Below are 25,121 nucleotides of genomic sequence, written 5' to 3'. Positions count from 1 at the left end.
CGATTTCCTGATGATCGTGGTAAGTCGGTTGAAAAACCTTGCGAGCCAACGGATATCCGGAGTTTGCCATGTACCAGCTAAAGCGCTTTACCCTCAATGCCAACGATATTTCGTTCCTTGAACAGCAGGTGTCCTTTCCGACTATCCATATTGTTGGCTACGACAGCGCTGGCCAACCGTTGTATGGCTACGATGGCTCGGACGGCAACGTCCATGTGCTGGGTTTGCTTGGCAGCTTCAATCCGCTCGATACACCGCCCGGTGAAGCTGTCTGGTACAACGGCGCCCGCGATCCGATCGGGCTGCGCAACGTCTCCGGCCATTTCAATAACCTGACCCAGGACGGCCAGAGCTGGGGCAGCTTCGGGCAGAATTTCATTCGTCTGACGCATTCGGACTACAGTCACTACGTCCAGCAAAACCTGAGCAATGCTGCGTTGACCCTCGGCGCCGGTGTGCCTGCAGGCATCACGCCCATGTCTGACAGTAGTTCACTGTACAGCGATCCGACAGCGTCGCTGGTGGACTACACCCCCCGGATGATCAGCCAGACCATCGTCAGCGGTGGCGTCACTTTCGCAACCGACGCCAATGGTCATATTCAGCACACTGCCACCGGCGTGGCGATCGTCACTGACCCGGGCATTCTCGGCACCCTGGGTGAAATCGACACCAGTGCCCCGGATTCCGGCCAGTACTACATCCGTAACCAGAACACCGTGTCGGGTGACCCCTCGACCACTGGCTGGTTCACCCTGTTCGGGCAGTTCTTCGACCATGGTCTGGACTTCATCAACAAACCCAACCAGAACGCGACCATCACGATTCCGCTGGCGCCGGACGATCCGCTCTACGGCACGATCGGCCCGGATGGGCAACCGGTGTACTCGATCAAAGTCCACCGCGCCTCCGTGGCTGAAGTGGACGGGCAGGGGCAGGCGCAGTACGTCAACCTCGACTCGCCCTACATCGATCAGAATCAGACTTACGGCTCCAATGACGCAGTCACGCAGTTGCTGCGCCAGTGGGTGGCTGACCCTAATCATCCCGAGCAATTCATCGCCGGAGCGGCCCTGTTCGATGGTACGACCTTGAGTGATGAGGCGGCCTGGACGCTTAACGGCGTACTGACTCACCAGACCCTGCCCACCTTGAGCGAGTTACGCGCGCATGTGCTGGCCACCGGTCGTGACGACCTGACCTGGGACGATATCGCCAACTTTCGTGTGCGCGACGCCCAAGGCCATGTGCTTGATGCCGACCCCAACACAGCAGGCGTGCAGGCGGTTTACACCCGTGAAGCGCTGCTGCTGGACATGAATCCGCACTTCGATGATGCGCATATCGACCAGGCTCGCCTGATGTCGCTGGATTCGCACATCACCAGCATCACCTTCGATGCCAACAACCCTTACGGCATGGTCGTCAATTACGATAATGCCGGGCCGAAGAATCTGTTCAGCTTCGTCAACTTCGCTGATTTCACCATCAGTGCAGCGCCGGGCAGTGCCGATTACGCAGTGGCCAACGAACTGTTGCTGCAATCGGTGGGCGATCACTACATTGCCGGCGACGGACGGGTGAACGAAAACTTCGGCCTCACCGCGATTCATCACGTATTCCACGAAGACCATAACGTGCAGCTGATCAATCTGCAGAACGAAGTGCTGAGCCAGACTGACGTCAATGTACGGCACAACTGGCAGGTGCAGATCAGCAATGGCAATGGCAGTTTTTACACCGACGCCAATGGCAACTTCACCTTGGCTGACGGCGTCACGGTGTCCTGGGATCAGGACAAACTCTTCTACGCCGCCAAGCTGACCGTGGAGATGGAATACCAGCATGTGGCGATCGACCAATACGCCCGGTTGATCACCCCGGACCTGCCTGAGTTCGTCACCTACGACTCGGGCATCAACACCAATATTTCGCTGGAGTATGGGCAGGCAGCGTTCCGCTTCGGGCATTCGCAACTGCGTGAAACCATTGATGCTCTGGAAAAAAATGCCAGTGGCAGCTACGACCTGACCGGTGCGATCACCCACTACGCACTGGAGCAGGCTTTCCTCAATCCGGGTGGTTTTGCCGAAGTGGGCCCAACCGCTATCGCGCTGGGCATGACCCGGCAGATCAGCAACGAAATCGACGAGTTCGTCACTCCGGCATTGCAGCAGGGCTTGCTTGGTCAGCCGCTGGATCTGGCGACCATCAACCTTGCACGCGGTCGTGATTTGGGCTTGCCAACCCTGAATCAGGCGCGACAGCAGATCCACGATGCACTGGTTGCCGAACGGGCTTCACCGGCCGGCGCGCAACACCATACGAATCTGATCGTCGATGGGCTGACGCCCTATACCAGTTGGAGTGACTTCGCCAACAACATGATTCACCCCGAGTCACTGGTGAACTTCATTGCCGCCTATTCGTTTGACGGCGATGTCGCCCACGCGCAGGCAATCATCGATGCCGACGCCACCGGCCTGACCACTAACTACGCCGGTGGCAGCGTGACGGCAGAGCAAGCGGCCTATTTCCTTTCCGGCGCGGCAGATCCGAACGGTAACCACGTCGCCGGTTATGACGGCTACAACGCCATCGATCTGTGGATCGGCGGTCTGGCGGAAAAACACGTCTACACCGGACAACTGGGCACGACCTTCAATGCGATCTTCGAGGATCAGATGGAGCGGTTGATGGACGGTGACCGTTTCTACTACCTGTTCCGCCTCGACCTCGGCTTGCCGGCGATGACCAACCTCAACGAGCAGGTGGTCACCGAGCAGTTCAAGGACATCATCGAGCGCACCACCGACGCACGGCACTTGGCGGGTGATGTGTTTGGCTACGCCGACAGCTACGTCGAATTGAGCTACACCGACTCCGGTGCCAGTGCCACCGCGTACAAGAGCGAACACAAATACGGCACGCTGATCGAAGCCAACCACATGGGCGTCTATTCCACCGGTGGCGTCGGCGGGATTGGTGGCAACGGCTTGCTGGTGAGCTTGAGCAATCCGGAAACGCATACCTCGCAGACCTACATCCGCGACTATCGTCCGGATCAGGGCCAGAATCCCGATGGCACGGCGGCAGTGGGGTACAACTCTCACGAAGTGCTGGTCGGCACCGACTACAACGACTGGCTGGATGCCGGCGACGGTGACGATACGATCTACGGCGAGGGTGGCGATGACATTCTCGATGGCAAGGCCGGCGCCGACCATATCTACGGTGGCGACGGTAACGATGTGATCTACGGCGGAGATATCGAAGACTTCCTCGATGGCGGGGAAGGCGACGACACCATTTACGCCGGCACCAGTGCCGGTGCCCTCGACGTGGTGATCGGCGGTAATGGCAATGATCACCTCTACGGCGAAGCCGGTATCGATGAGCTGTACGGTGGTGCCGGTAATGATTACATCGATGCCGGTGGCGATACTGACCTGGTGCATGGCGGCGACGGCAATGATGAAATTTATGGCGGCGACGGCCCGGACATTCTGTTCGGTGAGGACGGCGACGACATCATTTCCGGCGGCTCGACCGGTGACCAGGAGTTCGGCGGTACCGGCGACGATATTCTTCTGCCGGGCCTCGGTGGTGCTCCAGGCCAAGGCGATGGCGACGAGGCCATTGGGGATGTCGGCTTCGACATTGCCGCGTTCAGCGATGTGAACATCGCGCTGGATGCGGCGGCGGATCTGAATAATCAGAACATCGTCGCCGCACCGGGTACTGGCGTGCTGTTCCAGCCGTTCAACGCCTTGCTGACCGACATTGAAGGGTTGATCGGTTCGCGCTTCAGTGACAGTCGGCCCAACACCGCCGCGCCAGCTAATCCGACGGCCGGCCTGATTGGCAATGCGACTGAGAACTGGCTGATTGGCGGCAGTGGTGACGATGTCGCCCAAGGCAACGGCGGCAATGATGTGATCGTCGGCGATTCGATCAAACTCGCCGACCTCAATCACCTGCTCGCCGGCCAAGGCTACGCCCAGCACTTTACCGGCCTGCAGGCCAGTCGCCCGGATTTCATTCTGGGAGACAACCATGCCGCACCCGGCACGGCTGATGGTGCAGCCGATACTGCGATCCTCAGTGGCAACTTCGCCGACTACAGCATCACCAAGTTCACCGACACCCGGCCGGGTGGTGAGTTGATCACTGCGTTCAAGGTTGTGGATCTGCGCGCGGGAGCCGCGAATGTCGACGGCACCGACATCGTTATCGGTGTCGAAAAGCTGCGCTTCGCCGATCGCACGGTCAACCTGAGCATCAACAACCACCTGCCGACCGGCAATGTCGCCGTGTCGGGATTTGCCACGGCGCCGACCACACCGAGCCGGCCAGTGCCGGCGCAGTACCGGCTGACTGCCAACACCTCGGCCATTCAGGATGCCGATGGTTTGCCCGGCCCCAGCGGTTTCTCCTATCAATGGCAGGCACTGGTGGGCGCCATGTGGCTGAACATCTCCGGCGCCAATGCTTCGACATTTGCTCCGACTTCGGCACAGTTCGGACAGCAGGTGCGAGTGCTGACCACCTACACCGACAACAGTGGCACGGTGGAGCAACTGACGTCGGATCCTACTGAAGCCGTCGGGCGTTTCATCGAAGGCACCAACTTCTTCAGCAATACGCTGAACGGCACCAACTATCAGGACATCCTGATGGGCTACTCGGGCAACGACGTACTCAATGGCGGTCTCGGCTCGGACCTGCTGGATGGCGGCAGTGGCAACGACACAATGCGGGGCAATGCCGGCAACGACATCTACGTGGTCGACGCCAATGGCGATGTGGTGCAGGAAAGCCTCAACGAGGGCACCGACACGGTGACGTCGTCAATCAGCTATACGCTGGGCGCCAACGTCGAGAACCTGACCTTGCTCGGCTCCAACAACATCAATGGCACCGGCAACAGTCTGGACAATGTCATCACCGGCAACAGTGGCAACAACCAGCTCACCGGCCTGGCCGGCAACGACACGTTGTTCGGTGGCGGTGGCAACGACACGATGCTGGCGTCGCTCAACGATGGCAACGACCACTACGACGGCGGAACCGGCACCGACGCTTATGATCTGTCTGCCACGTCGGCGGCGGCCACGGTGGATTTGCAGGCAGGCACCTCCACCAGCACCCAGACTGGTAGCGACACCTTGACCAGCATCGAAAATGTCAACGGCAGTTCCGGCAACGATCACATTCAGGGCGATGGTGCCAGCAACCTGATGCAAGGCCAGGGTGGCAACGACTGGCTGGATGGCGGCAGCGGTGGCGACACCCTGGTGGGTGGCCAAGGACTGGACAGCGTGTTCGGCGGACTGGGCAATGACACCTTGCGGGCGTCGGTCAACGACGGTAACGACAGCTACGATGGCGGCGGCGATGTCGACACCTATGACCTGTCAGCAACCTCCGCCAGCGCCACGGTTAACCTGGCGACAGGTCTGGCGAGCAGTTCGCAGACCGGTAGTGATACGTTGATCAATGTTGAAAACGTGATCGGTGGTAGCGGTGCCAACACCTTGACCGGCGATGGTGGCGACAACGTGCTGACCGGGCAGGGCGGCACGGACACACTCGCTGGTGGCAGCGGCAACGACACCCTCGAAGGGGGCGGCAATCGCGACATCTTGTCCGGCGGCGCGGGCAATGATCTGTTCGTTTTTTCCGCCACGGGCGACTCGGGCACGTCAACGTTGACGCGGGACGTCATCAATGACTTCACCCAAGGCCAGGATCACATCGATCTATCGTTGATCGATGCGCGAACTTCCGGAGCGGGTTCTGCCGGCAATCAGGACTTTACGTTCCTCGGCGAGTGGAATGGCGTGGGTACCGAGTTCAACAATCAAGCGCAGCTCAAGTATCACTTCGTGAACGTTGGCGGCGTGGATCACACTTACGTGGAGGGCAATGTCAATTCAGGATCGGGTGCAGATATTCAGATCGATCTGGTGGGGCATATCGCGTTGACAGCCAGTGACTTTGTCGGCGTGGTTTGATTCGGCAATCAGAGAAAAAGGCGCTCATTTCAGGATATGGGCGCCTTTATTGCTCAGCCTTCGATCCAGACTGTTTTACTGCACGAAAATCAGTTCAAGTGACTGGGCGCAATGCCCAGCAGCCCGGTCAGCGTATTCATGATTGCCTGCTGCCGCGCGCGATTGGCCTGGTGCTCGGCTTCGGCGGCGGCGACATCGGCGGCGCAGTGCGGACAGATCACCTCGTGCGGATAGATGTACTGCAAGCAACTGCGGCACAGGCTCAGTTGTGGGGCGATCCGGCCTTGTTCCGGCGATTGCTGGCCCTGATTGATCCATGCCAGTTTGATCACCTGACCGCTGTCGCTGACGCTGCTGACTTTTTCGCCGGTGTCGATGCGTTCGGTGATCAGGTCGAAGCGGCCGACCGCAAATGATTTCTGCGCCGCGTCCTCGACCTTGACGATGCGCTCGCGCAACCCGCGCTTGTGCAGCTCCAGCGTGCGGTAATGGCAATAGGGGTTGTTGCCGGGTTTGCCGAGCAGCGAATGCGAAGTCCAGGTGCAGCCGCCGCGACAGACGTCGTTGTAATAACAGCCACGGCAGTAACCCCACATGTCATCCACTGAGCGCAGGCGCCCGAAATGCATGCCTTCGCTGTAATGCCAGATGTCGTGCAGGCTCATGTTGCGCACATTGCCGCCGGAGAAACCCACGGTGGCCAGGGACGGGCAGCCTTTGACCGTACCGTCGGCCTCCAGCGCCAGAACGGTCTGGCCGGCGGCGCAACCGGTCCAGTGCACGCGCTCGTCGCCGAAGCCGCGCCACAGGTGTTCATACGGGCCGTAATAGCCGATGTTGTTGCCGACATTCATCAGCAAGCCACGGTCGACACCTTCGCGATACAGCCGCGCAAGCAGCGGCATCACTTCGAGCAATTGATAGGGTTGCAGCAGCAACTCCGGATGATCCACCGCGTTGCCCATGGCGACGGTGATCTGGATCTGCCAGTGGGTGGCGCCGAGTTCGATGATGGTGTCCATCAGCGCTGGCAAGTCGGGCAGGGTCGCGGCGCCGATCTGGGTGTTGACGCTCACCGCCAGCCGCGAGGCTTTGGCCCGGCGCAGGGTGTCCACGGCCTTGTCGAACGAGCCGGGAACGTTGCGCACCGCATCGTGCAACGGCGCAAGGCCATCGAGGGAAATGCCCACGCCGTCGAGCCCGGCATCCACCGCCGCCTGCATCTTCGCCGGGGTCAGGTTGCGCCCGCCGGTCTGGATTGCGCAGTACATGCCGTGGTCGTGAATGGCCTTGATCAGTTGTGTCCAGTCCTTGCGCAGATAGGCTTCACCGCCGATCAGGGTGATTTCGCGAGTGCCGAGCGCGGCCAGCGAGTCGATGACGTCCAGGCATTCGCGGGTGTTGAGTTCGTCAGGCCGGCGATGCCCTGCGCGGGAGCCGCAATGCAGGCATTTCAAGTCGCAGGCCAGGGTAATCTCCCAGACCACGTGCACCGGCACGTAGCGTTTGAGATCGGTGTCGCTGAGATAACGGGCAGGGCGCACGTCTGACATGGGAAATCCTTGCGCACCATCCTGTGCGCGCTACGAAGGCATTGACCGCCGTTGAACAAGCCCCGGGCGCGATCCTGTGCAATCGCGCCCGGGGCCGGTCGGTTAGCGTGTTTCCAGACGCGTGATTTCTGCTTTCAGATGCTCAAGCGCACTGCGCAAGGCGCCCTCATGAGCCACTTGTTGCTCGGCCTGTTGCACCACGGATCTGAGCTGCGCCAGATCGCCGCCGGCCTGCGCCTGCTGCACGGCCACGGCGTACAGGGGTTGCGGATGCGGCGTGGGGTGCGGTTGCTCGCTGGGTGCCGGATGCACCGCAACGTGCTTTACCTCGTGCCACTGGCCCTTTTCTTCATAGCGATAATCGACAAAACCGCTGGCCCAGTTGCCGCCCAGAATGCCTCTGAGGTGGAAGGTCTGGGCGATCTGGCTGAGCGGGCCGCTCGGACCGCCGTCAAGGGTCAGGATGATGTGGTTCTCGACGTTTGCAGTCAGTTTGGTTTCGGAAAAACTGCCCCAGACCTGAGTCCGGAAATTGACCGTCGGCCAGGTGGCCTGGAACACGCTGGCAATCCCGCTGACCCGTTTATGCGCGGTGTCGACCAGCAGATCAAGGGTCAGAACCGGTGCGCCAAGCAGTGAGTTGCTGATGTAGAGACGAGTGTGAAAAAGTCCAATCGACATGGTGCTACTCCCTGAAGTGAATGGTGAATCAAGTGGCCTGACTCAGCGGCTCTGCAGCCGGCTGACCTCTTTCTTCGCGGTGTCCAGTGCGTCGCGCAATTTGGGCAGTTGCTCCAGTTGCTGTTCGGCGAGTCGGGCGAGATTTTTCATCTGCGCCAGGTCACCGCTGGCAATGGCGCTCTGAATCGGCGCGGCATACAGCGGCAGGATCGGTGGGTGCGGGTTGATCACCGGGCCGGGATTGAACGGTGAAGGTATCGACTCCACCAGATGCGCCGGGGCGTTGTTGACCTCATGCCAGCGTTGGCCATCGAAGTAGCGATAGTTGGCGACACCTTCGCGCCAGTCAGTGCCCACCACCAGCCGCACCTCGAAGTTATCGAGGGAGTTGGCGCCTGGGCCGCCGTGATTGCCCTGGGCCGTCACGAGAATCTTGCTGACGCCGGGCGACATCACGGTGAGGTAGGTGTACTCGCCCCAGACGTCGGAATGCACGTCGAGCGGCGGATTGGTCGCCTGGGTGATCGCGGCGGTGCCGTTGACTTTCGTATCGGGTGTCGAGACCAGCAGGTGCAGCGCCAGCGACTGCGCACCGGGAGCGCCGGTGCCGATGCGATAGCTCACCGGGAACAGGCCGACATTTTCAGTGGATCCGGACATGTTGATTGCCTCCATTGCAATGTGATTGATGGCTTCAGGACTTTTCGTGCCTGGAAACTTCCCTGGCCAGTTTTTCGTACGCGTCTTTCAGGTCTTGCGCTTCGGGCTTGCTGGTGTCGCGTTGCTGCAACAGCGTCTTCATGTGCTGCACATCGCCTTGCTTGATCGCACTTTGAATGGCGACGCCGTAAGGCGGGATGTTGGCCGTTGAACGGGACATAGCGAGGGTTTCCTCATTGGTGCTGCAAAACCGCCCCCTGACGAGAAGGGGCGCCTTACCTGACAGACAGGCAGCCTCTGCCTTGTGGAGCACCGGCAGGCGAGCAACCTGATCCGTCGGGATCTGTTCAAGGGTGATGTCCGGGTGCACGGCGCAGGCGCCATGCGCCGAGGCCGCGCGTGTCCTCAGCCGAAACCGCCAGGCGGGACGTCGGGTGTTTCGCAAGTGGCCTGCCTCAGGGGCTGGCAAGGGGAAATGACCGGTACGTTGTTCATCTTTCTATCCTTGAGAGAACACAACGAAACGCAGGGATCAGTGGCGCGCCCGGTGGCGCGCAGAACAACCGCAAGCACAAAAACCATCCCTGATTTCTTTTCCAGTGCTGCTACGGGCGAGCGCGTGACCGCCGCTCGCGGGTCGCTGGCACATCGCCAGCCACGCAACCCTAGATGCGATTTGGCGGCCCTGCCAGCGAAAGCGCCGAACGGTCGCGGGCAGGAGTTTGACGCTCAGCAGGACGTATCCGCTCCAGACCTTCAAGGCTTTGAACGGACACGGTTATCGGGAGGGAAGAGAGGCGCGCGCAACGCATGGAATCATTGGCAATAAGCAATCCATCCAACGCGCATATTCGAGCAGCGCTACCCTGTGTTCGACGAATTAATTGCCGTCGGCAACCTTGCGCTCGATCGCATCGGTCTTGCGCTTGAGTGCCTCGGCCTCCTGTTCCTTGGTGCGGATCGAGGTCGGCGTCAGCACTTCGTCCACAGCCTTAGTGTCGTCGTCGCAGTCCTGCAGATCCCGGCGAACCACATCCACCGGTTTGCCCGCCGCATCCAGCGGTGGTGCGTTGTGAGGGGTAGCAGGCTTGCTGTCGTCGGTGCTTTTCATTTCTCATACCTCCATTGGCTTACAACGTTGGATACGACGACATGACACGAGTTCTAGAAATTTCACGGGTGACCGCCGCGGCCCTCGGCTGTGCGCTGCTGATCGCTGCCAATTCAGCACACGCCGCCAGTTTCGACTGTGCCAAGGCCAAAGCGGCAGACGAGAAAGCAGTCTGCGCCAACCGCTCGCTGAACGACCTGGACGTGACCATGGGCGAGCTGTTCAGCCTCGACAAACGCCTGCTGCCGATGGGCGGGCGCGATGCGCTGATCGGCGAACAGCAGGCTTTTCTGAAAAGCCGCAAGGCCTGTGGCGCGAAGGTCGGTTGCTTGACTGAGCTGTACCAGAAGCGGGTTGACGCGCTGCGCAACATCATCGAGACGCGGGTGATGACGCAGGGGCCGTTTTGACCCGCTGTTTGTTGCCGCTACGGGTCAGATCCTGCGGTCAGAGCAAACTCCACGACACCCCGACATAAACCCCGAGCCCTTCACCCGGCGTAGACCGCGCCGCATCCTGGCCCTTGTCGTCATACCCCGGCGTCACCGTCGCGGCGTAGTGCTTATTGGTCAGGTTGCGCAGGTCGAGCCAGGTTTGCCAGTCGTTTTTCGGCGCGTTGTAGCCGACGGTGGCACCGAACAGTGCGTAGGGATCGGCGTAGTAGCTGTTGGCGTAATCCACCGCGACCTTGGACACCAGTTGCGTGTTGACCGCCGCGAAGAAGCCTTGTGGCCAGTCGTGGCGCAGTTCGCCCTGGTAGTAATGCATCGGCAAACCCGGCAGGCGGTTGTCGCCAAAACGCTGATCGTCGCGGTAGTGGAAGTCGCTGAACGTGTAGGCCTGACGCAGGCTCAATTTACGTCCGTCGGCGGCTGACCACAGCGTGCTTTGCAAGCTGGCTTCGACACCCTGATGCACGGTGGGGCTGGCGTTGAGTTCGTACGGGGTGACGGCGTGGGCGTCCGGCAGCACCGACAGCAATTCGTGGCGCACCTGCGCGTAGTACCACGCCAGGCTCCACTGGCCGAGTGTGCTGTCGCCGCGACCGCCGAGTTCGAGGGTGGTCGCGGTCTGGTTCTGCAGTTTGATCGGATCGCTCTGGGTGCCGGTCGCCGCACCGTTGCCGGCCGGGAAGCGGATGTTCGAGCTGTAGATCAGCGACCACGGGTGCGGTGCTTCGACCGAACGGCTGAGGTTGCCGAACAACTGCAGGTCCGGCGTGACCTGATAGCGCAGGCCCAGACGCGGCGCGTAGTCCCAGTCGCCCAGGCTGGTTTTGCCGCCGTTTTGCGGGTAGGTGACGGCGCTTTCGCGGCGGGTGTAGAGGGCGGCGAGGCCGGTGGTCAGCCACAGGTCGTCGGCGATTTCCAGGTCGTTGCCGACGTGCAGAACGGTGTCCGAACCCTGATAGGTGAAGTTGCGCATGCGGGTGCCCGGCGCATACGCGGCGGTGTTGCCGGACGGGATGCGCACGAATTCACTGGCGCCGTCGTTGGGCAGGTGTTTGGTGGTGCGCAGGCCCACGGTGCTATGGCTTTCCATACCCAGAAAAGTGTCGCGGCGCTTGTAGTCGAAGGTGCCGCTGACGTCGGTGTAGGCGACTTTCAGACGGTTCGGGCCTTCGCGCAGGTCCATCGGGTAGTCGTGATAGACCAGGCCGGTCTGGATGCTCGAATCATCGTCGATGTAGTAGGTGGTCTTGTTGCCGATGAAGGTGCTGCCCGGTTGTTTGCGGCTGTCGTCGCGCGCCACGTAAGCCGGGTTGGCCGCCCGTGGCGTGTGCTCGATCGAATGCTTGGTCACACGGCCGGCGAGGTCGTTGTCGGTCTCGCGGTAACGGAAATAGAAGCGGGTCTCCAGGTTCGGGCTGAAGCGGTAGCCGAAGTTGGCGATCACGCCCTGGCTTTCGCTGGCGGTGTGATCCTGATAGCCGTCAGCGTTCGCGTCGGTCAGCGACACGTAGTAATCGAAGTCGCCCAGCACCTGCCCGGAACTCACCTGACGCTGCTGGTAACCATGGCTGCCGGTGGCATAGCGCACCTGCAATTTCGGCGCGTCGTAGCCGGTGTGGCTGACGTAATCGACGGCGCCGCCCAGCGCCAGCGCACCACGATCAAAGCCGTTGGCGCCGCGCAGCACCTCCACATGGTCGAGCCACAGCGGTTCGAGCAATTCGTAGGGCGTGCCGCCGGGGCCGGTCAGCGGCAGGCCGTCGAGCATCGTGTACAACCCCGAAGCGTGCGCGCCGGGTGCGCGGTTGATCCCCGAACCCCGGATCGAAATCTTCACCCCTTCGTTGCCCGCCGACTGCGCGTAGACCCCCGGCTGATACGCCAGGACGTCCTGATTGCTCGCCACCCGGCCCTGCAACGGCTGACGCATGTCGACCACATTGCTGCCGCCGGGCACTTGCGCCAGACGCGCTTCGGCCTCCGCCACGGAGGCATCGGTGCCACTTTGCTCGTCAGCGGAAATCAGCACCTGTCCCAACTCCATGCCTTTGGGTTCCTCGGCCATGACCGGGCAGGCGAGGGCCAGGCCCAGCAGGGCAGAGGGCAGGGATTTGGGCGACGGCATCGAGAAACTCCAGACAGACAGGGACGGGCAATGAACAGTGCGACGCCAGAAGGAACGATGGAAACACATGGCAATTTTGCTTTTTCGCCGGGGAGTCAGGGATGGAAGTGCTGGAGGTCAAGTCCGGAGGCGGCATCCATGGCCGCCAACGCAGACGACCGGCCGCTGGTGATCGCGGCCAGTCGTTCGGCGTGTGGAGGGATCAGGCAATCTTCAACGCCATGAGAATGTCCAGCGGTGTCTGGGCAAATACCCGGGCCTGCTCAGTCATCTCGGCAAGGTTTTCTTCGGCGGTGAGCAGCGGCTGGTCACCCCTGAGCAGCACTTCGCCCTGTTCACCGATGACGGCCCACGCCAGTTGCGCCCAGTCTTGCGGGTCAGTCATGCCTTGTTTGAGCGAAATCAGGAACAACTGCTGGACGCGGCTGACTGCCACGCCACCGCCGGTGACCGGGCTGGCCAGCACCTGAATATCGCTGTTGAACAGCGCCCGCTTGCACAGTTGCAGGTTGAGGGTGTCGCAACGTTCCTGCACCTGTCTTTCAGCGGCTTCGCTCTGGCACGGGGCGGCGACGCCCATGCCGATCAGCACGGTGACAGCCTGCACCAGGTCGTCGTAAGACACGGAGCCCACAGCCATCGACAACTGCTGCAGGGTCTTCGCGGCATAGGCATTGGCTGCGAGCGCTGCGAGCACCGGGCTGTAGATCTCCGCTTGCAGCGAAGCCGCACCGGCCGGACCCGTGACGGTGTCGGGAATGTTTTCAATGGCTTGCAACAGGACAAAACGGCTTCTCAGCAGGGCATCGCGCTGTTCGGCGGCAGACAACCGATTGGCACCGCGTACGTACAGATCCCGGCGGAAGTTCTGATTGATGAAGTAGTCGCGCGCCTGTTCGCGCATGACCGGATGCTCGATCCCCTGCAGAAAGTCCATGCCTTCTGCACTCAGATTCAGTGCAGCAACGGTATCCAACGGCACGGCCGTCGCGGCGTAGTCGAGTTTGGCCGCCGCCATGGCGTCGACCACGTCGGTGAAATACATGCAGTTCCAGTCGCGATTGAAGTACTCATGGGCCACGTACTGACGATTCTGGCCCTTGATGCTCTGCAACTGGGCACCGAGAGCCGGCGCCGTTCTGGCGTACTTCGGATTGGCCGCCAGCAGCGCTTCGGAAAATTGCATCGCGGCATCGATACGTTTGGCCGGGCTGGTGGAGGCATGGCTGGCAAAGCGGTTGTGCAGACTGAACAGATTGCGCAAGGGCGCCGAAGGCGACCAGCCCGGGAAACAGTTGTAGCTGACATACAACAGGCCGCCGGGTTTGAGGTGACGGCGGGCGAATTCGACGATCAGTTGCTGATTGTCGCGGCTGACCCAGGTCCAGATGCCATGCAGGCTGATACTGTTGAAGGCCGGCAGGTCATCCCGGGCCAGCAATTGCTCGAAACTGTCGTCATACAGGCGGGCCTGGCTGTTCCAGTCGCTCGCCAATGCAATGGCATGCGCGGCCTGGGATGGCATGAAATCGGTGCCGACGTAGTTTCCCGGGTTGGCGGCAGCGTGGATGTTGATCGACACACCCTGGCCGAAGCCCAGTTCGCAGTGGTAGCCAGCGGCACTCTCCAGCGTGGCAAAGCCGCGCAACAACAGGCAAAAACGCTGGAACACCGGATTGATTTCCCGGCTATACGAGTAGGTGTAGCCCTCGTCGGTGAAATACCCTTCGTTCCAGGCATTGCTCATGGTGAACCCTTTATTTCGAGAGAGAAGCCGCTCTTATAAAGGGTTGTCCTTGGGCACCACAAGCGGAAAAACAGCTCAGTGGCACTTACCCTTGCAAAGGTACGTACACGTCCGTCTGCCACTGCTCTTGCGGTGTCTCGGGATAGACGCTCAGGTAATGGAAAAACAGCGGATGATCGCGCAATTCCTCACCGCTGGTGGGCAGCCAGTCGCGATAGATCGGGTAGATCGTTTCACCGATGTGGTCAGGTGAACCGACGTGCCGCACCACCACACAACGGCCTCCGGGAATAACGAGTTCCTCCACGCCGAACGTATTCGGTGCTACCGGCTCTTCAATCTCGCCACAGATGGCGAAGCGAAAATCCTCCGCAGGCGTGGTGTCGGGGTTGTTGAAGGGAATGCCGAAGGTGCGACTGGACGCCACGGGCGACTGCCCGCTGTGCAGGCGCCAGGCGATGAATGTCTGCACACTTTGCTGAACTTCGCCCGGCGCGCCGCGGTGCTCAAGCGCGGCGACCCGCACGGTCGGGAAGTCGATGATTCTGGTTTGCATGATGACGCTCCTGGAAAAGTGAGGGATGGCGAATACCGCATTCCAGGTCTGCCAGTTCGGTTGCTTCCTGAAGGCACTGGGCGTCATGCCGAAGTCGCGCCGGAACGCCCGGCTGAACGCTTCCGGACTCTCGAACCCGGCGTCAGACGCGGCGTCGAGTATCGAGTGCTGCGGTTGCGCGGCCAGCCGATGGGCAGCCCGGCGCAAGCGCATCAGCTGCACGTAGCGCGAGACCGGCACGCCAACGAACGCGCTGAATTGCCGATGGAAGTGAAACACCGAAAAGTTCGCCAACTGACTCAACGTATTCACCGACAGGTCACCTTCGAGATGGGCATCGATGTAGGCGAGCACGCTGTTGAAGCGCCGGGTATAGGCGCGGTGGGTCGGCAGGTCGGACACTGGGTGGAGACTCCTGGAAGTGCGGTCGGCTATAGCCTCGTCGATTTTGGCGTAGGCGCGCCTAGCCGGGTTTGCTCAAGTATCGGTTCTGTAGGAGCTGCCGAAGGCTGCGATCTTTTGAGGTTGATTTTTGGCGTCCTCCATCAAGGTCAGAATCAAGAGATCGCAGCCTCGTTGCACTCGACAGCTCCTACAGGAGAGCGTGTGGAGTCAGCGGCCGTGCGCCGCGTCCGCCAGTTGCCCGGTATCGACCCGCACGAACACCGAATCACCCACCGCCGTCAGCACTTCCCCGGCGTACACCTCGCAGATCACCCGGGTTTTGCGCCCGACATCGCCTTCGACCCTGGCGCGCAAGGTCAGGGTGACGCCCATCGGCGTGGGTTTGATGAACTTGAGGCCAAGGTTGCCGGTGACGCAGTCGATGCGCGGCAGGCTGCCCGGGGCACGCTGTTCGGCGCGGTAGTGGTAAGCCATCGCGGTCCAGTTGGAATGGCAGTCGACCAGCATCGCCAGCAACCCGCCGTACACCAGGTCCGGCCAGCCGCAGTATTTGTCGTCCGGCAGGTGTTCGGCCATCACATGCACGCCGTCCTCGTGCCAGAAGCTTTTGACGTGCAGCCCATGCGGGTTGCGGCCGCCGCAGCCGTAGCAGATGCCTTCGGGGGCGGCGAGGTCTTGCAGGGGCGTTTCGGAACGGGTCATGGGGCTGGTCATCCTGAAGGGGTGATTCCGGTCAGGCGCAGGCGGTTGCGCCCACCGCGCTTGGATTCATAGAGCGCGGCGTCGCCTTGTTCGATCAATGCCGCGAGGCTGGCCGGTGGCTGGTTGAACAGGCTGGCGCCGATGCTTAACGTCACCGGCTCTGGTGTCGGAAATGCCTGGGCGGCGCTGCGGTGAAACTGATCGCGCAGGGCGTCGCCCAGTCTGACGACGTGATCACTGGGCGCGTTGCTCAGTAAAATCACGAACTCGTCGCCGCCCAAACGGGCGGCGAGCGCCTCATCGGAGGTCTCGGCGCGGATCATTTCGCTCAAAGCCACCAGCAAACGGTCGCCGGCGCTGTGGCCATACTGATCGTTGACCGATTTGAAGTTGTCGATATCGATCAGCAGCAGGGCACCCGGATGCGCCGGGGAGACGTCCTGCAGCAAGCGCGGCGCGCGCGCATCGAGGGCGCGGCGGTTGTAGAGAGCGGTCAGTGGATCACGGGCGGCCAGTCGGGCGATCTGTTCCTCGCGCCGGTAGCGTTCGGTGCCGGTCATCGACAGCGCAATCAGCATGATCGCCATTGCGCCTTCGACCAGCGAAATCTGAATGATTTCACCCCGGAACGCCGCCAGATCGATCAGCGTGCCCGGGATCATCACGGTCAGGGCCTTGGCCACATAGAACAGCCCGTGACCGAGCAACACGTAGCGCAGTTGCACCGCGCCGACGCTCAGCGAGCTGCCATGGGGCCGCAGCAGCAGACTGGCCTTGAGCGTCGAGGCGGCCACCAGCAGCGAGTTGGCGGCCAGCATGACTTTCGACCACAGCGGCCCGTCCGGCAACAACAGCATCACCAGCCAGCTGACGAAAATCAGGTACCAGGCCGGGGACAGACGGATCTGCGTGAAGCGCGCCACCCCCAGCAAAAACAGAAAGTGCGCGGTCACCAGCAAGCCGTTGGCGAACCAGATGCCGATCAGCAGAAAACCGTTGCTGCGCAGCAGGGCCAGGGTGGAACCGATGGTGATGGTGGCGAAACCGGCGCTCCAGAACAGCAGCGAAGGCTCACGAATGCTGCGCCACTCGACCGCCAGATACAGCGCGGCGGCGGCTGCGAGAGCGATCGAAATGGTCAGCATCGTCAGTGGGTCGAGCGGCATTTCCGGGGGAGCCTGTCAGAAGGTCGGTAGGGCCGGCGATTGTAAGCGTTCGGGGCCGTTTTGGCAGGCTCCGCACGCTGATGTCATGGCCGGGCGTTCGCCGTCATGACTGTGGCGCGAGCCAAGTGTCGACGACCCGCCGATCCAGTTCTTCCCAATAAGCCATGCCCAGCACTCGCGTGGTGTTCAGCCCGCGCAGATAGCCACGCAACTGATTGGCCGTATCGCGTTTGAGCTGCACATCGGTGATGTCCTTGTCCAGCAACACGTTTTCGTACTGCACCAGGTATTCCGCCACCCGCTCGCGAAAGTCCGGCAAAACCGCGTCGCGGATCAGGTCAAAGGTTCTCAAAGCGGCGTCCTCACTGTTGTTTTAGTCATTAGAGATGAGCATGGATCAAACGTTATCGTCGGTAACTATCGCTAGAAGTAATAGTGACCATCACGAAACGCAAGTTCAGCTTTGCAAGCAATAGGCGGAAAATTGCCTTCATTGAAAACGCAGCTCAAGGAAATTGCGCGATGAAGACCCTGACCCGACTGGCGCTGACCGCTCTGCTGATGAGCGGCATGGTAGCCACGGCACCGTCTTACGCAGACGACGCTTGTGCGTGTCATCTTCAGCCAATCGCCGGCAGCAGCGCGACATTGCAACATTCACAGACCGTGGGTGTGCTGTACAGCGAAAACACCCGGGAAAACCTGCAATACCTGACGCGCTACCACGACATGGCGTTGCACGGCGCCAAGGATGCGCTGGATTCGCGAATTCGTGCAGCCTTTGTCAGCAGCTCCGACCCGGAACTGGCCATCGATTGGTTGCTCAGCTCGCTGCAGCGTCATTTTTCGTCGGTGACGGTTTACGACAGCCTTGATGCGCTGATTCAGGCACACCCGGACATTGTGGTGAAACTCGACACCTTCAACCGCTTGCTGACCCAGCAAAACAGCCTGTACGAGGCGCATTTCATCGCGCGTTTCTACGATGCCGATCTGCAGTACATCGGCAAGGCCGAGGGCTCGGCTGAGAAACAGATTCCGTCGGTCTGGGTACACGACAAAGCGGCGCAGGAGATTGCCGCGCAGATCGAGCAGCAACGTGATCTGCAACTCAATGCCTTGAAGCAGTTCGATGCCTCGCTCAAGGCGCTGGTGGCTTCCAGCTGAACACTCAAAACCAAAAGGGCAGCGGCGGCGTGACGCTGAACCGTTGCCGGATGAACCGGACTTTTATTTTCAGGATTACACCGATGCGTACTTTTTTTGCCCCGACCCTGGCGGTTGCCTCCTTGCTGCTCGCCGGTTGCGCCTCCGCACCGAACGACCCGACGCTCACCTTGCAGACCCGCAAGACTCCGGCGCAATACGCCGATTGCGTGGTGCCCAAGCTGCAGAGCAGTGCGCTGAACCCGACCGTCTCGCAGACCCAGCGCAGCTACCGGATCGTGGTGCCAAGCAAGGTGTCGGCAGACAACGTGCTGGAGGCCTACAAGGCCGGCAACGGCGGCAAGGTGTTCATCTACGAGCGCCACTTGCTGGCTTCGAACTTCCTGCCTTCCAGTTTTGAACGCGCTGCCCAGGATTGCATCTGACCCGGCCGCGCACACCGTTCTGACCGAGCTCCTTTGGTTGGCCGCAACCAACCAATACTTTGCCCCGCACCTCATCCGGTTGCGGGGCTTTTTTTGCCTGTCGTTTGCTGCGGTGTTGATGTCGGCACGCTGACGCTTGCCCGGCGTGGTCGGCTGCTTGCGTCGGCGACAGGGGATATGGTTGTATAGTACAACTAAATTTCAGCGGTGATGTGTCATGAGTGTCCCTACAGCCTTGATCGAAGAAATCCGTACAGCGTCACGCACGATGGTGCGTGAGTTCGGTTTCCTGCGCGCCACCCTGGCGGCGACCGACTATTCAGCCTCCGGCGTGCACGCATTGCTGGAAATCGAAGCCGGGGACGGCGTCAGCGCTGCACAACTGGCGCAAAGCCTTGGTCTGGAAAAGTCCAGTGTCAGCCGCATGGTCGGCAAACTGATCAAGGCCGGGGAGATCGAGGAGCGCGCCGCCGAGGACGCCCGGGTCAAGCTGTTGCAGCTGACCGCGCAGGGCCGGCAGACCGTCGCCGACATTCATGCCTACGGCCGGGCGCAGGTCAGCAATGCACTGAACACGCTCAATCCGTCGCAACAACAGAGCGTGGCGCAGGGCCTTGCAACCTACGCCCATGCGCTCAAAAGCATCCGTCTGGGCGCTGACCGGCCACTCACGCCGAACCTGCACATCAGCGCCGGCTATCGCCCCGGCCTGATCGGCCGCGTGGCGCAAATGCATGCGGATTATTATTCGCGGCATTCCGGTTTCGGCGCGATCTTTGAAAGCCGCGTCGCCAGTGAAACGGCGGAGTTTGTCGGGCGCCTCGATCAGCCCTGCAACCAGATCTGGGTGGCGATGCTTGATGAGCGCATCGTCGGCTCGATCGCGATCGACGGCCAGGATCTGGGTAACAATCAGGCGCATCTGCGCTGGTTCATCCTCGACGACGGCTGCCGCGGCAGTGGCGTCGGCCGGCAACTGCTGAGCGCGGCGGTGGAGTTTTGCGATCAGCAGGGTTTTGACGCGATCCAGCTCTGGACCTTCAAGGGCCTCGACGCCGCGCGCCGACTGTACGAAGCCGCCGGGTTCGAATTGACCATGGAAGAGCAGGGCAGCCAGTGGGGCAGCGTGGTCACGGAACAGCAGTTCACCCGTGCCGCCTCACGTTGAAGGTTGATTCAGCGTCATCACGCAGGCGCTGAACACGTCCGCCAGTCAGGCTACCTGCGTCTTGGAGCTGGCAATCGAAAACGCCTTCGGCAGGCTGGCGCCATTCTTCGCGGCCAGGATCTCGGCCATCACGCTGACCGCGATCTCCGCCGGTGTCTTGCTGCCAATGTAGATGCCGATTGGCCCGTGCAGCCGTTCGAGTGATGCCTGGGTCTCACCAAAATGCTCGATCAGACGTTCGCGGCGCAGCTGACTGTTGCGCCGCGAGCCGATGGCGCCGATGTAAAACGCCGGGCTGTGCAGGGCCTCGAGCAGTGCCAGATCGTCGAGTCGCGGATCATGGCTCAAGGCGACGATGCAGGTGCGCAGATCGACCGCGAAGTCGCGTACCACGTCATCCGGCATGCCAATGATCCGCTCCACACCGTTCACCGCCCAGGTGTCGATGTATTCGGCACGCGGGTCGCACACCGCGACCTTGAAGCCGTTGAACAGCGCCATGGTCGCCAGATACTCGGCCAGTGCGCCGGCACCGATCATCAGCAGCCGATACCCCGGCCCGAGGGTATTGAGCATCTGTTGGCCGTCGAAACTGAATTGCTCCGGGGTGGCTGTGGCTTGCAGTGTGACGCGACCGTTATCCAGTGCCAGGCAGCGGCGCACCAGTTGCCCGGCATCCAGTTGCAGCAGCAGTTGGTCCAGCACCTGCCATGAGGGATTGAACTCAAAAATCAGCTCAAGCGTGCCGCCACAGGGCAAACCGAAACGATGCGCCTCGTCGGCGCTGACGCCGTAGCGCACCACCTCGGGCGCACTGTCCTTGAGGCCGCTGCCGCCCTGCGCGGTGGTGTAGCGCTGGATCAGGTCGTCCTCGATGCAGCCGCCGGACACGCTGCCGACCACGCGTCCGTCGTTACGCAAGGCCATCATCGACCCTGTCGGGCGCGGCGAAGAGCCCCATGTGCGCGCCACCGTGGCGAGCAACACTCGCTCGCCGGCGGCGAGCCAGTCCCGCGCGGTGCGCAGGACCAGCAAGTCGATGCTTTCCATCAAACGTTCCTCTAACGCATTTGCAGGATGATCGGGCTGCTGCTGGCCGGATCGGTACGTTCACGCAGCTTGTTGACCACCTGCGCTTCAATGGCACCGCCCTGATTGCCCCAGGTGCTGCGCATGAAGGTCAGCACTTCGGCGATCTCTTGATCCGACAACTGCTCACGGAAGGCCGGCATGCGATAGGCGTCCGGTACTCCGGCGGCCACCACCCGTTGCGAACCGTTGAGGGTGATGTTGATCGCCGAAGCACTTTCCTTGGCCAGTGCCGACGTGGCGCCGGCCAGCGGCGGCATCCATTCCGACTGGCCCTTGCCGTCCAAACCGTGGCACGAAGCACAGCGCGTGACGTAGGTATGGGCACCGGGCGCGTCCAGACGTTCCGTCGCCGAAACCGCTTGGTACTGCCATGGCTGGCCGTCGCGCTGACGGTCCCCGGGCAATGACTTGAGATAACGGGCAATCGCGGTCAGATCGTCATCGCTCATGAACTGCGTCGAGTTGTTGAACGCCTCGGTCATTGAGCCATAAACCACTGCATGTTTGTTACGCCCGGTCTTGAGGAACTGCACGATCTCCGGTTCGCTCCAGCGACCCAGGCCGGTGTTGTGATCATCACGCAGGCTCGGCGCGTACCAGCCATCGAGCAAGGCGCCGGCGAGGTACGGCGTGGCGGATTCATCCAGAGCCTTCTCGTTGAACGCAAGACCGCGCGGCGTATGGCAACTGCCGCAGTGTCCTGCGCCTTGAACGAGATAAGCGCCGCGATTCCACACGGCATCCTGCGACGGTTTGGCCACGTAAGGCTCGGTCTCGGCAAACACACCGTTCCACAGCGCAATCGGCCAGCGCAGGTTCAACGGGAAAGGAATCGCACTCGGGATATTCGCCTGCTTGACCGGTGCCACGCCTTTCATGAAAAACGCATACAGCGCGCGCACATCGTCGTCACTGAGCTTGGCGTAGGACGGGTAGGGCATCGCCGGGTACAGACGGCGGCTGTCGGGTGCCACGCCGTGGCGCACCGCACGGTCGAAATCCGCCAGGCTGTAGCGACCGATGCCGGTTTCCGGCTCCGGGGTGATGTTGGTCGCGTGGATCGCGCCCAGTGGCGTGGCCATTTCCAGGCCGCCAGCGAACGGCGCACCGCCCGGCACGCTGTGGCACGCCACGCAATCGCTGAGTCGGGCGACGTATTCGCCACGAGCGACCAGCGCCGGGTCGATGTCGGCCACGGCGGTGTGGTTGTTTTCAAGGCGCGAGACAGGCTCGCGGGTGACATACCAGGCCAGCAGGCCTGCCGCGACCAGGCACGGCACTGCCAGCCAGCCTGCGGTTCTTGCGAATCGGCGGTTATTCATGGACGCTCCGGCGCTGTTCAAGTGAAGGTGTGGCGGCTCATGGGCAGGCTGCGCACCCGTTGCCCGGTCAGCGTTGCCACCGCATTGGCGACGGCGGGCGCGACAGCGGGCAACGGTGGTTCGCCGATACCGCCCATTTTTTCCCCGCTCTCGACCACACGCACGTGGACCCGGGCCATCCGCGCAGGCGGCAGGATCGGATACAAGTCGTAGTTGCGCGCGCGCGGTTTGCCATCAATCCACACGGCTTCCTCCACCAGGGTCTGCGACAGTCCCAGCGCCACCGCGCCATTGACCTGCGCTTCGACAATCGCCGGGTTGACGATGCTGCCGGGGTCGATTGCCTGCCAGATGTCGTGCACCTTGACCTGACCGTGCTCGATGGAGACCTCGGCGATCACCGCCGTCTGGGTCCCGAACGGCGAAGCCATCGCCACGCCTCGCGCACGTTTGCTGCCGTCCGCCGCGGTAAACGGTCCACGCTTCCAGCCACCCGACAGCTCGCCCACTGCGTGCAGCAGCGTGGTCAGTCGCGGGTTGTCGCGCAGCAGATGCAGGCGCAGTTCGAACGGGTCCTTGCCGCCCTTGTCGGCCAGTTCGTCAAGGAACGACTCATAGAAGAAATCGTTGAGCGAATTGCCCACCGAACGCCAGTAACCGAGCATCGCCGGGCCTTTGGCGTAGATCTGCGCGATGCGCTTGTTGGGGATTGCATAGGACTTGCCCGACAAGCCTTCAAGCGCCGTCGGGTCGAGCTTCTCACCCTGTTTGCCGGCCAGCGCCTCGGTCGGGCCTTCGGTGGCGCTGATCGCTTCGATCGCCAGCGGCCAGCCTTCATTGTCCAGCGCGGCGCGGAAATTCACCGCGGCTACAGGACGCAGCACGTCGCGCAGGAACTCTTCCTCGCGGCTCCAGATCAGTTTGACCGGGCGGCCAACCGCCTTGGACAACTCAATCGCCTGAGGGTAGGGACTGGCGGCGTCGTAGAGGAAATGCCGACCGAAGAAGCCGCCCAGCAATGGCGAATGCAAGGTGATGCGCGACGGGTCCAGCCCCGTGCGTTTGGCGATGTCGGCACGGAACATGTCCGGCGCCTGATTCGGCAGCCAGACTTCCAGTGATCCGTCGGGATTGAAGCGGGCCAGCGCCGACGGCGGCTCCAGTTGTCCGTGGTTCAAGTACTGGTTGTGGTAAGTGGCGTCAATCCGGGTCTTGGCGCTGGCCAGAACTGCAGCCACGTCGCCCTCATTTTCATCATCCCTGGCCGGGCCTTTGTCGTCAGCCAGGCGTTTGAGCCAGGCATCACTGGAAAAGTCTGCGGGCATCGGCCGAACTTTGCTGTCGGCGGTTGGCTCTTGCCAGTCGACCTGTATTGCTTCCACTGCACGTTTGGCGTGCCACCAACGCTCGGCGACCACCGCCACGGCACCCGGCAGACGATGCACGGAATGCACGCCTTTCATCGCCTTGACCTGCTCTTCGTTGCGCAAATTGCCCACGGTCATGCCCAAACGCGGGGCATGCTGAACGGCGGCATGCAGCATGTCGTCGACCTTCAGGTCGATGCTGTACAGCGCCTTGCCCGTGGACTTGTCGTAGGCATCGACGCGTTTCACCGGTTTGCCGATCCAGCGGAACTGGCTCGGATCACGCAACTGCACCGAGGCCGGATCGGGAACCGGCAGATCCATGGCGTGTTCGGCCAGTTCGCCGTAGGCCAGCGAGCGGCCCGACCTGGCGTGCACGACTTTGCCGGGTTCGGTGCTCAGCTCGCTGACCGGCACCCCAAATTTCTGCGCACCGGCCTGCAGCAGCATGGCGCGGGCGAGGGCGCCGAGGCGGCGCATCACCGGGTAACTCATGCGCACCGACATGCTGCCGCCGGTGATGCGCATGCCGTTTTCCATCACGACATAGGCTTCGCCGGGTGGCGCGGCTTCGACCAGAAAAGTCGCCGGGTCGGCATCCAGTTCTTCACCGACGATCTGCGCCATCGCGGTGAACGTACCTTGTCCGCCTTCCATGAACGGGCAGAGCAGGCGCACGCGGTTGTCCGGGCGGATTTCCAGAAACGCCGGCACCTGCGTGCCGCGTTCGGCAGTGGCCGACGCCGCTGCCGCTGCCGCTTGCACGCGCGTCGTGCCCAGCGGCAGGCCGAAGCCGAGCACCAGTGCGCCGACGGCGGTGCCGGCCAGAAAGCGTCTGCGCGACACATTGATCGGTTCGTGCAGCGTCAGTGCTGAGGCTTCCTGAGCAGGATCGATACGCACGTTCATCAGGCGTCTCCCTTGCCGGCCAGCTCATGCACAGCGGCATGAATGGCGTTGTACGTGCCGCAGCGGCACAGGTTGACCATCGCCGCCTCGATCTGCGCATCACTGGGTTTGGGGTTCTGCTTGAGCAGCGCCGTGGCGGCCATTACCTGCCCGGACTGGCAGTAGCCACACTGGGCGACCTGCAGATCAACCCAGGTCGAGACCACCCGTTTGCCGACGTCATCGGCCTCGATCGCCTCAATCGTGGTGACCTCGCGGCCGACCACACCGGCCACCGGCGTGACGCACGAGCGCACCACGTTGCCGTCCACCAGCACGGAGCAGGCGCCGCACTGCGCCAATCCACAGCCGTACTTGGTGCCGGTCATGCCCAGGTCATCGCGGATCACCCACAGCAAGGGCGTATCGGCGTCGGCATCGACCTGATAGGTTTTCTGGTTGATTCGTAGTTCCATGGTTCACCCGCTCGATCATCGGTTGACGTGCATTTTTATAA

At 61.9% G+C, this 25,121-nt stretch carries 20 protein-coding genes; 5 read left to right on the top strand and 15 right to left on the bottom strand.

The genetic code is table 11. The features are described from left to right. The first annotated feature begins 68 nt into the window (after nucleotides 1–68). Nucleotides 69–6,017: a peroxidase family protein gene (locus AB1J88_RS09285; RefSeq protein ID WP_430290899.1), complete on the top strand. Its 5,949-nt coding sequence runs from the start codon at nucleotides 69–71 to the stop codon at nucleotides 6,015–6,017. An 89-nt stretch (nucleotides 6,018–6,106) separates the two neighbouring features. On the opposite strand, the gene AB1J88_RS09280 is transcribed toward AB1J88_RS09285, so the two are convergent. From AB1J88_RS09280 to AB1J88_RS09260, 5 genes are all read right to left on the bottom strand, one after another. Then, a complete protein-coding gene (locus AB1J88_RS09280; protein ID WP_430290898.1) occupies nucleotides 6,107–7,570 on the bottom strand; it encodes a GDL motif peptide-associated radical SAM/SPASM maturase in 1,464 nt (487 codons plus the stop codon). A gap of 102 nt (nucleotides 7,571–7,672) precedes the next feature. Then, nucleotides 7,673–8,251: a DUF1842 domain-containing protein gene (locus AB1J88_RS09275; RefSeq protein WP_430290897.1), complete on the bottom strand. Its 579-nt coding sequence runs from the start codon at nucleotides 8,249–8,251 to the stop codon at nucleotides 7,673–7,675. 42 nt (nucleotides 8,252–8,293) lie between these two features. Next, complete coding sequence (locus AB1J88_RS09270) at nucleotides 8,294–8,911, bottom strand: DUF1842 domain-containing protein (RefSeq protein ID WP_108182413.1); 618 nt, start codon at nucleotides 8,909–8,911, stop codon at nucleotides 8,294–8,296. A gap of 34 nt (nucleotides 8,912–8,945) precedes the next feature. Next, complete coding sequence (locus AB1J88_RS09265) at nucleotides 8,946–9,131, bottom strand: DUF1843 domain-containing protein (protein ID WP_041062751.1); 186 nt, start codon at nucleotides 9,129–9,131, stop codon at nucleotides 8,946–8,948. Nucleotides 9,132–9,791: 660 nt separating this feature from the next. Continuing rightward, entirely contained in the window at nucleotides 9,792–10,022 is a 231-nt protein-coding gene (locus AB1J88_RS09260) for a hypothetical protein (protein ID WP_198759328.1), read from the bottom strand. A 41-nt stretch (nucleotides 10,023–10,063) separates the two neighbouring features. Here AB1J88_RS09260 and AB1J88_RS09255 point away from each other — a divergent pair, with 41 nt between their 5' ends. Then, the gene (locus AB1J88_RS09255; RefSeq protein WP_108182415.1) at nucleotides 10,064–10,432 is read left to right on the top strand and encodes a lysozyme inhibitor LprI family protein; all 369 of its coding nucleotides are present in this window, start codon (nucleotides 10,064–10,066) and stop codon (nucleotides 10,430–10,432) included. Nucleotides 10,433–10,469: 37 nt separating this feature from the next. Here AB1J88_RS09255 and AB1J88_RS09250 read toward each other — a convergent pair whose 3' ends face one another. The 6 genes from AB1J88_RS09250 to AB1J88_RS09225 all read right to left on the bottom strand — a co-directional run bounded on the left by AB1J88_RS09250 (nucleotide 10,470) and on the right by AB1J88_RS09225 (nucleotide 17,527). After that, nucleotides 10,470–12,599: a TonB-dependent receptor family protein gene (locus AB1J88_RS09250; RefSeq protein ID WP_430290896.1), complete on the bottom strand. Its 2,130-nt coding sequence runs from the start codon at nucleotides 12,597–12,599 to the stop codon at nucleotides 10,470–10,472. A 202-nt stretch (nucleotides 12,600–12,801) separates the two neighbouring features. Beyond that, nucleotides 12,802–14,346, bottom strand: a complete 1,545-nt coding sequence (locus AB1J88_RS09245; RefSeq protein ID WP_430290895.1) for a class I SAM-dependent methyltransferase — start codon at nucleotides 14,344–14,346, stop codon at nucleotides 12,802–12,804. Between the two features lie 85 nt (nucleotides 14,347–14,431). Further along, nucleotides 14,432–15,304, bottom strand: coding sequence for an AraC family transcriptional regulator (locus AB1J88_RS09240; protein ID WP_430290894.1), 873 nt, complete (start codon nucleotides 15,302–15,304; stop codon nucleotides 14,432–14,434). A 210-nt stretch (nucleotides 15,305–15,514) separates the two neighbouring features. After that, nucleotides 15,515–16,009: a PaaI family thioesterase gene (locus tag AB1J88_RS09235; protein ID WP_086790903.1), complete on the bottom strand. Its 495-nt coding sequence runs from the start codon at nucleotides 16,007–16,009 to the stop codon at nucleotides 15,515–15,517. 8 nt (nucleotides 16,010–16,017) lie between these two features. Beyond that, nucleotides 16,018–17,175 (bottom strand): GGDEF domain-containing protein, encoded by a 1,158-nt coding sequence (locus AB1J88_RS09230; RefSeq protein ID WP_430290893.1) that lies wholly within the window; start codon nucleotides 17,173–17,175, stop codon nucleotides 16,018–16,020. Nucleotides 17,176–17,278: 103 nt separating this feature from the next. Next, a complete protein-coding gene (locus tag AB1J88_RS09225; RefSeq protein ID WP_047294879.1) occupies nucleotides 17,279–17,527 on the bottom strand; it encodes a hypothetical protein in 249 nt (82 codons plus the stop codon). Between the two features lie 170 nt (nucleotides 17,528–17,697). Between AB1J88_RS09225 and AB1J88_RS09220 the strand changes: the two genes are divergently transcribed. The 3 genes from AB1J88_RS09220 to AB1J88_RS09210 all read left to right on the top strand — a co-directional run bounded on the left by AB1J88_RS09220 (nucleotide 17,698) and on the right by AB1J88_RS09210 (nucleotide 19,935). Continuing rightward, nucleotides 17,698–18,342 (top strand): ATPase, encoded by a 645-nt coding sequence (locus tag AB1J88_RS09220; RefSeq protein ID WP_430290892.1) that lies wholly within the window; start codon nucleotides 17,698–17,700, stop codon nucleotides 18,340–18,342. An 83-nt stretch (nucleotides 18,343–18,425) separates the two neighbouring features. Then, nucleotides 18,426–18,767, top strand: a complete 342-nt coding sequence (locus tag AB1J88_RS09215) for a hypothetical protein (RefSeq protein WP_041062700.1) — start codon at nucleotides 18,426–18,428, stop codon at nucleotides 18,765–18,767. Between the two features lie 217 nt (nucleotides 18,768–18,984). After that, entirely contained in the window at nucleotides 18,985–19,935 is a 951-nt protein-coding gene (locus AB1J88_RS09210) for a bifunctional helix-turn-helix transcriptional regulator/GNAT family N-acetyltransferase (protein WP_430290891.1), read from the top strand. Nucleotides 19,936–19,980: 45 nt separating this feature from the next. On the opposite strand, the gene AB1J88_RS09205 is transcribed toward AB1J88_RS09210, so the two are convergent. From AB1J88_RS09205 to AB1J88_RS09190, 4 genes are read right to left on the bottom strand one after another with little or no spacing between them, the layout of a single operon-like run. Beyond that, nucleotides 19,981–20,985, bottom strand: a complete 1,005-nt coding sequence (locus AB1J88_RS09205) for an XdhC family protein (RefSeq protein ID WP_430290890.1) — start codon at nucleotides 20,983–20,985, stop codon at nucleotides 19,981–19,983. Between the two features lie 11 nt (nucleotides 20,986–20,996). Next, on the bottom strand, nucleotides 20,997–22,349 hold the full coding sequence (locus tag AB1J88_RS09200; protein WP_430290889.1) for a c-type cytochrome: 1,353 nt from the start codon (nucleotides 22,347–22,349) through the stop codon (nucleotides 20,997–20,999). 17 nt (nucleotides 22,350–22,366) lie between these two features. Continuing rightward, nucleotides 22,367–24,625 carry a molybdopterin cofactor-binding domain-containing protein gene (locus tag AB1J88_RS09195; RefSeq protein ID WP_430290888.1) on the bottom strand — a complete coding sequence of 753 codons (2,259 nt, stop codon included), beginning with the start codon at nucleotides 24,623–24,625 and terminating at the stop codon, nucleotides 22,367–22,369. Then, the gene (locus tag AB1J88_RS09190; RefSeq protein ID WP_027613020.1) at nucleotides 24,625–25,080 is read right to left on the bottom strand and encodes a (2Fe-2S)-binding protein; all 456 of its coding nucleotides are present in this window, start codon (nucleotides 25,078–25,080) and stop codon (nucleotides 24,625–24,627) included. The genes AB1J88_RS09195 and AB1J88_RS09190 overlap by 1 nt, the downstream gene beginning before the upstream one ends. Between the last annotated feature and the right edge of the window lie 41 nt (nucleotides 25,081–25,121).

The organism is Pseudomonas sp. S8 (assembly GCF_050473925.1).
Taxonomy (GTDB): Bacteria; Pseudomonadota; Gammaproteobacteria; order Pseudomonadales; family Pseudomonadaceae; genus Aquipseudomonas; species Aquipseudomonas parakoreensis.
This window is presented reverse-complemented; position numbering and strand designations above follow the sequence as displayed.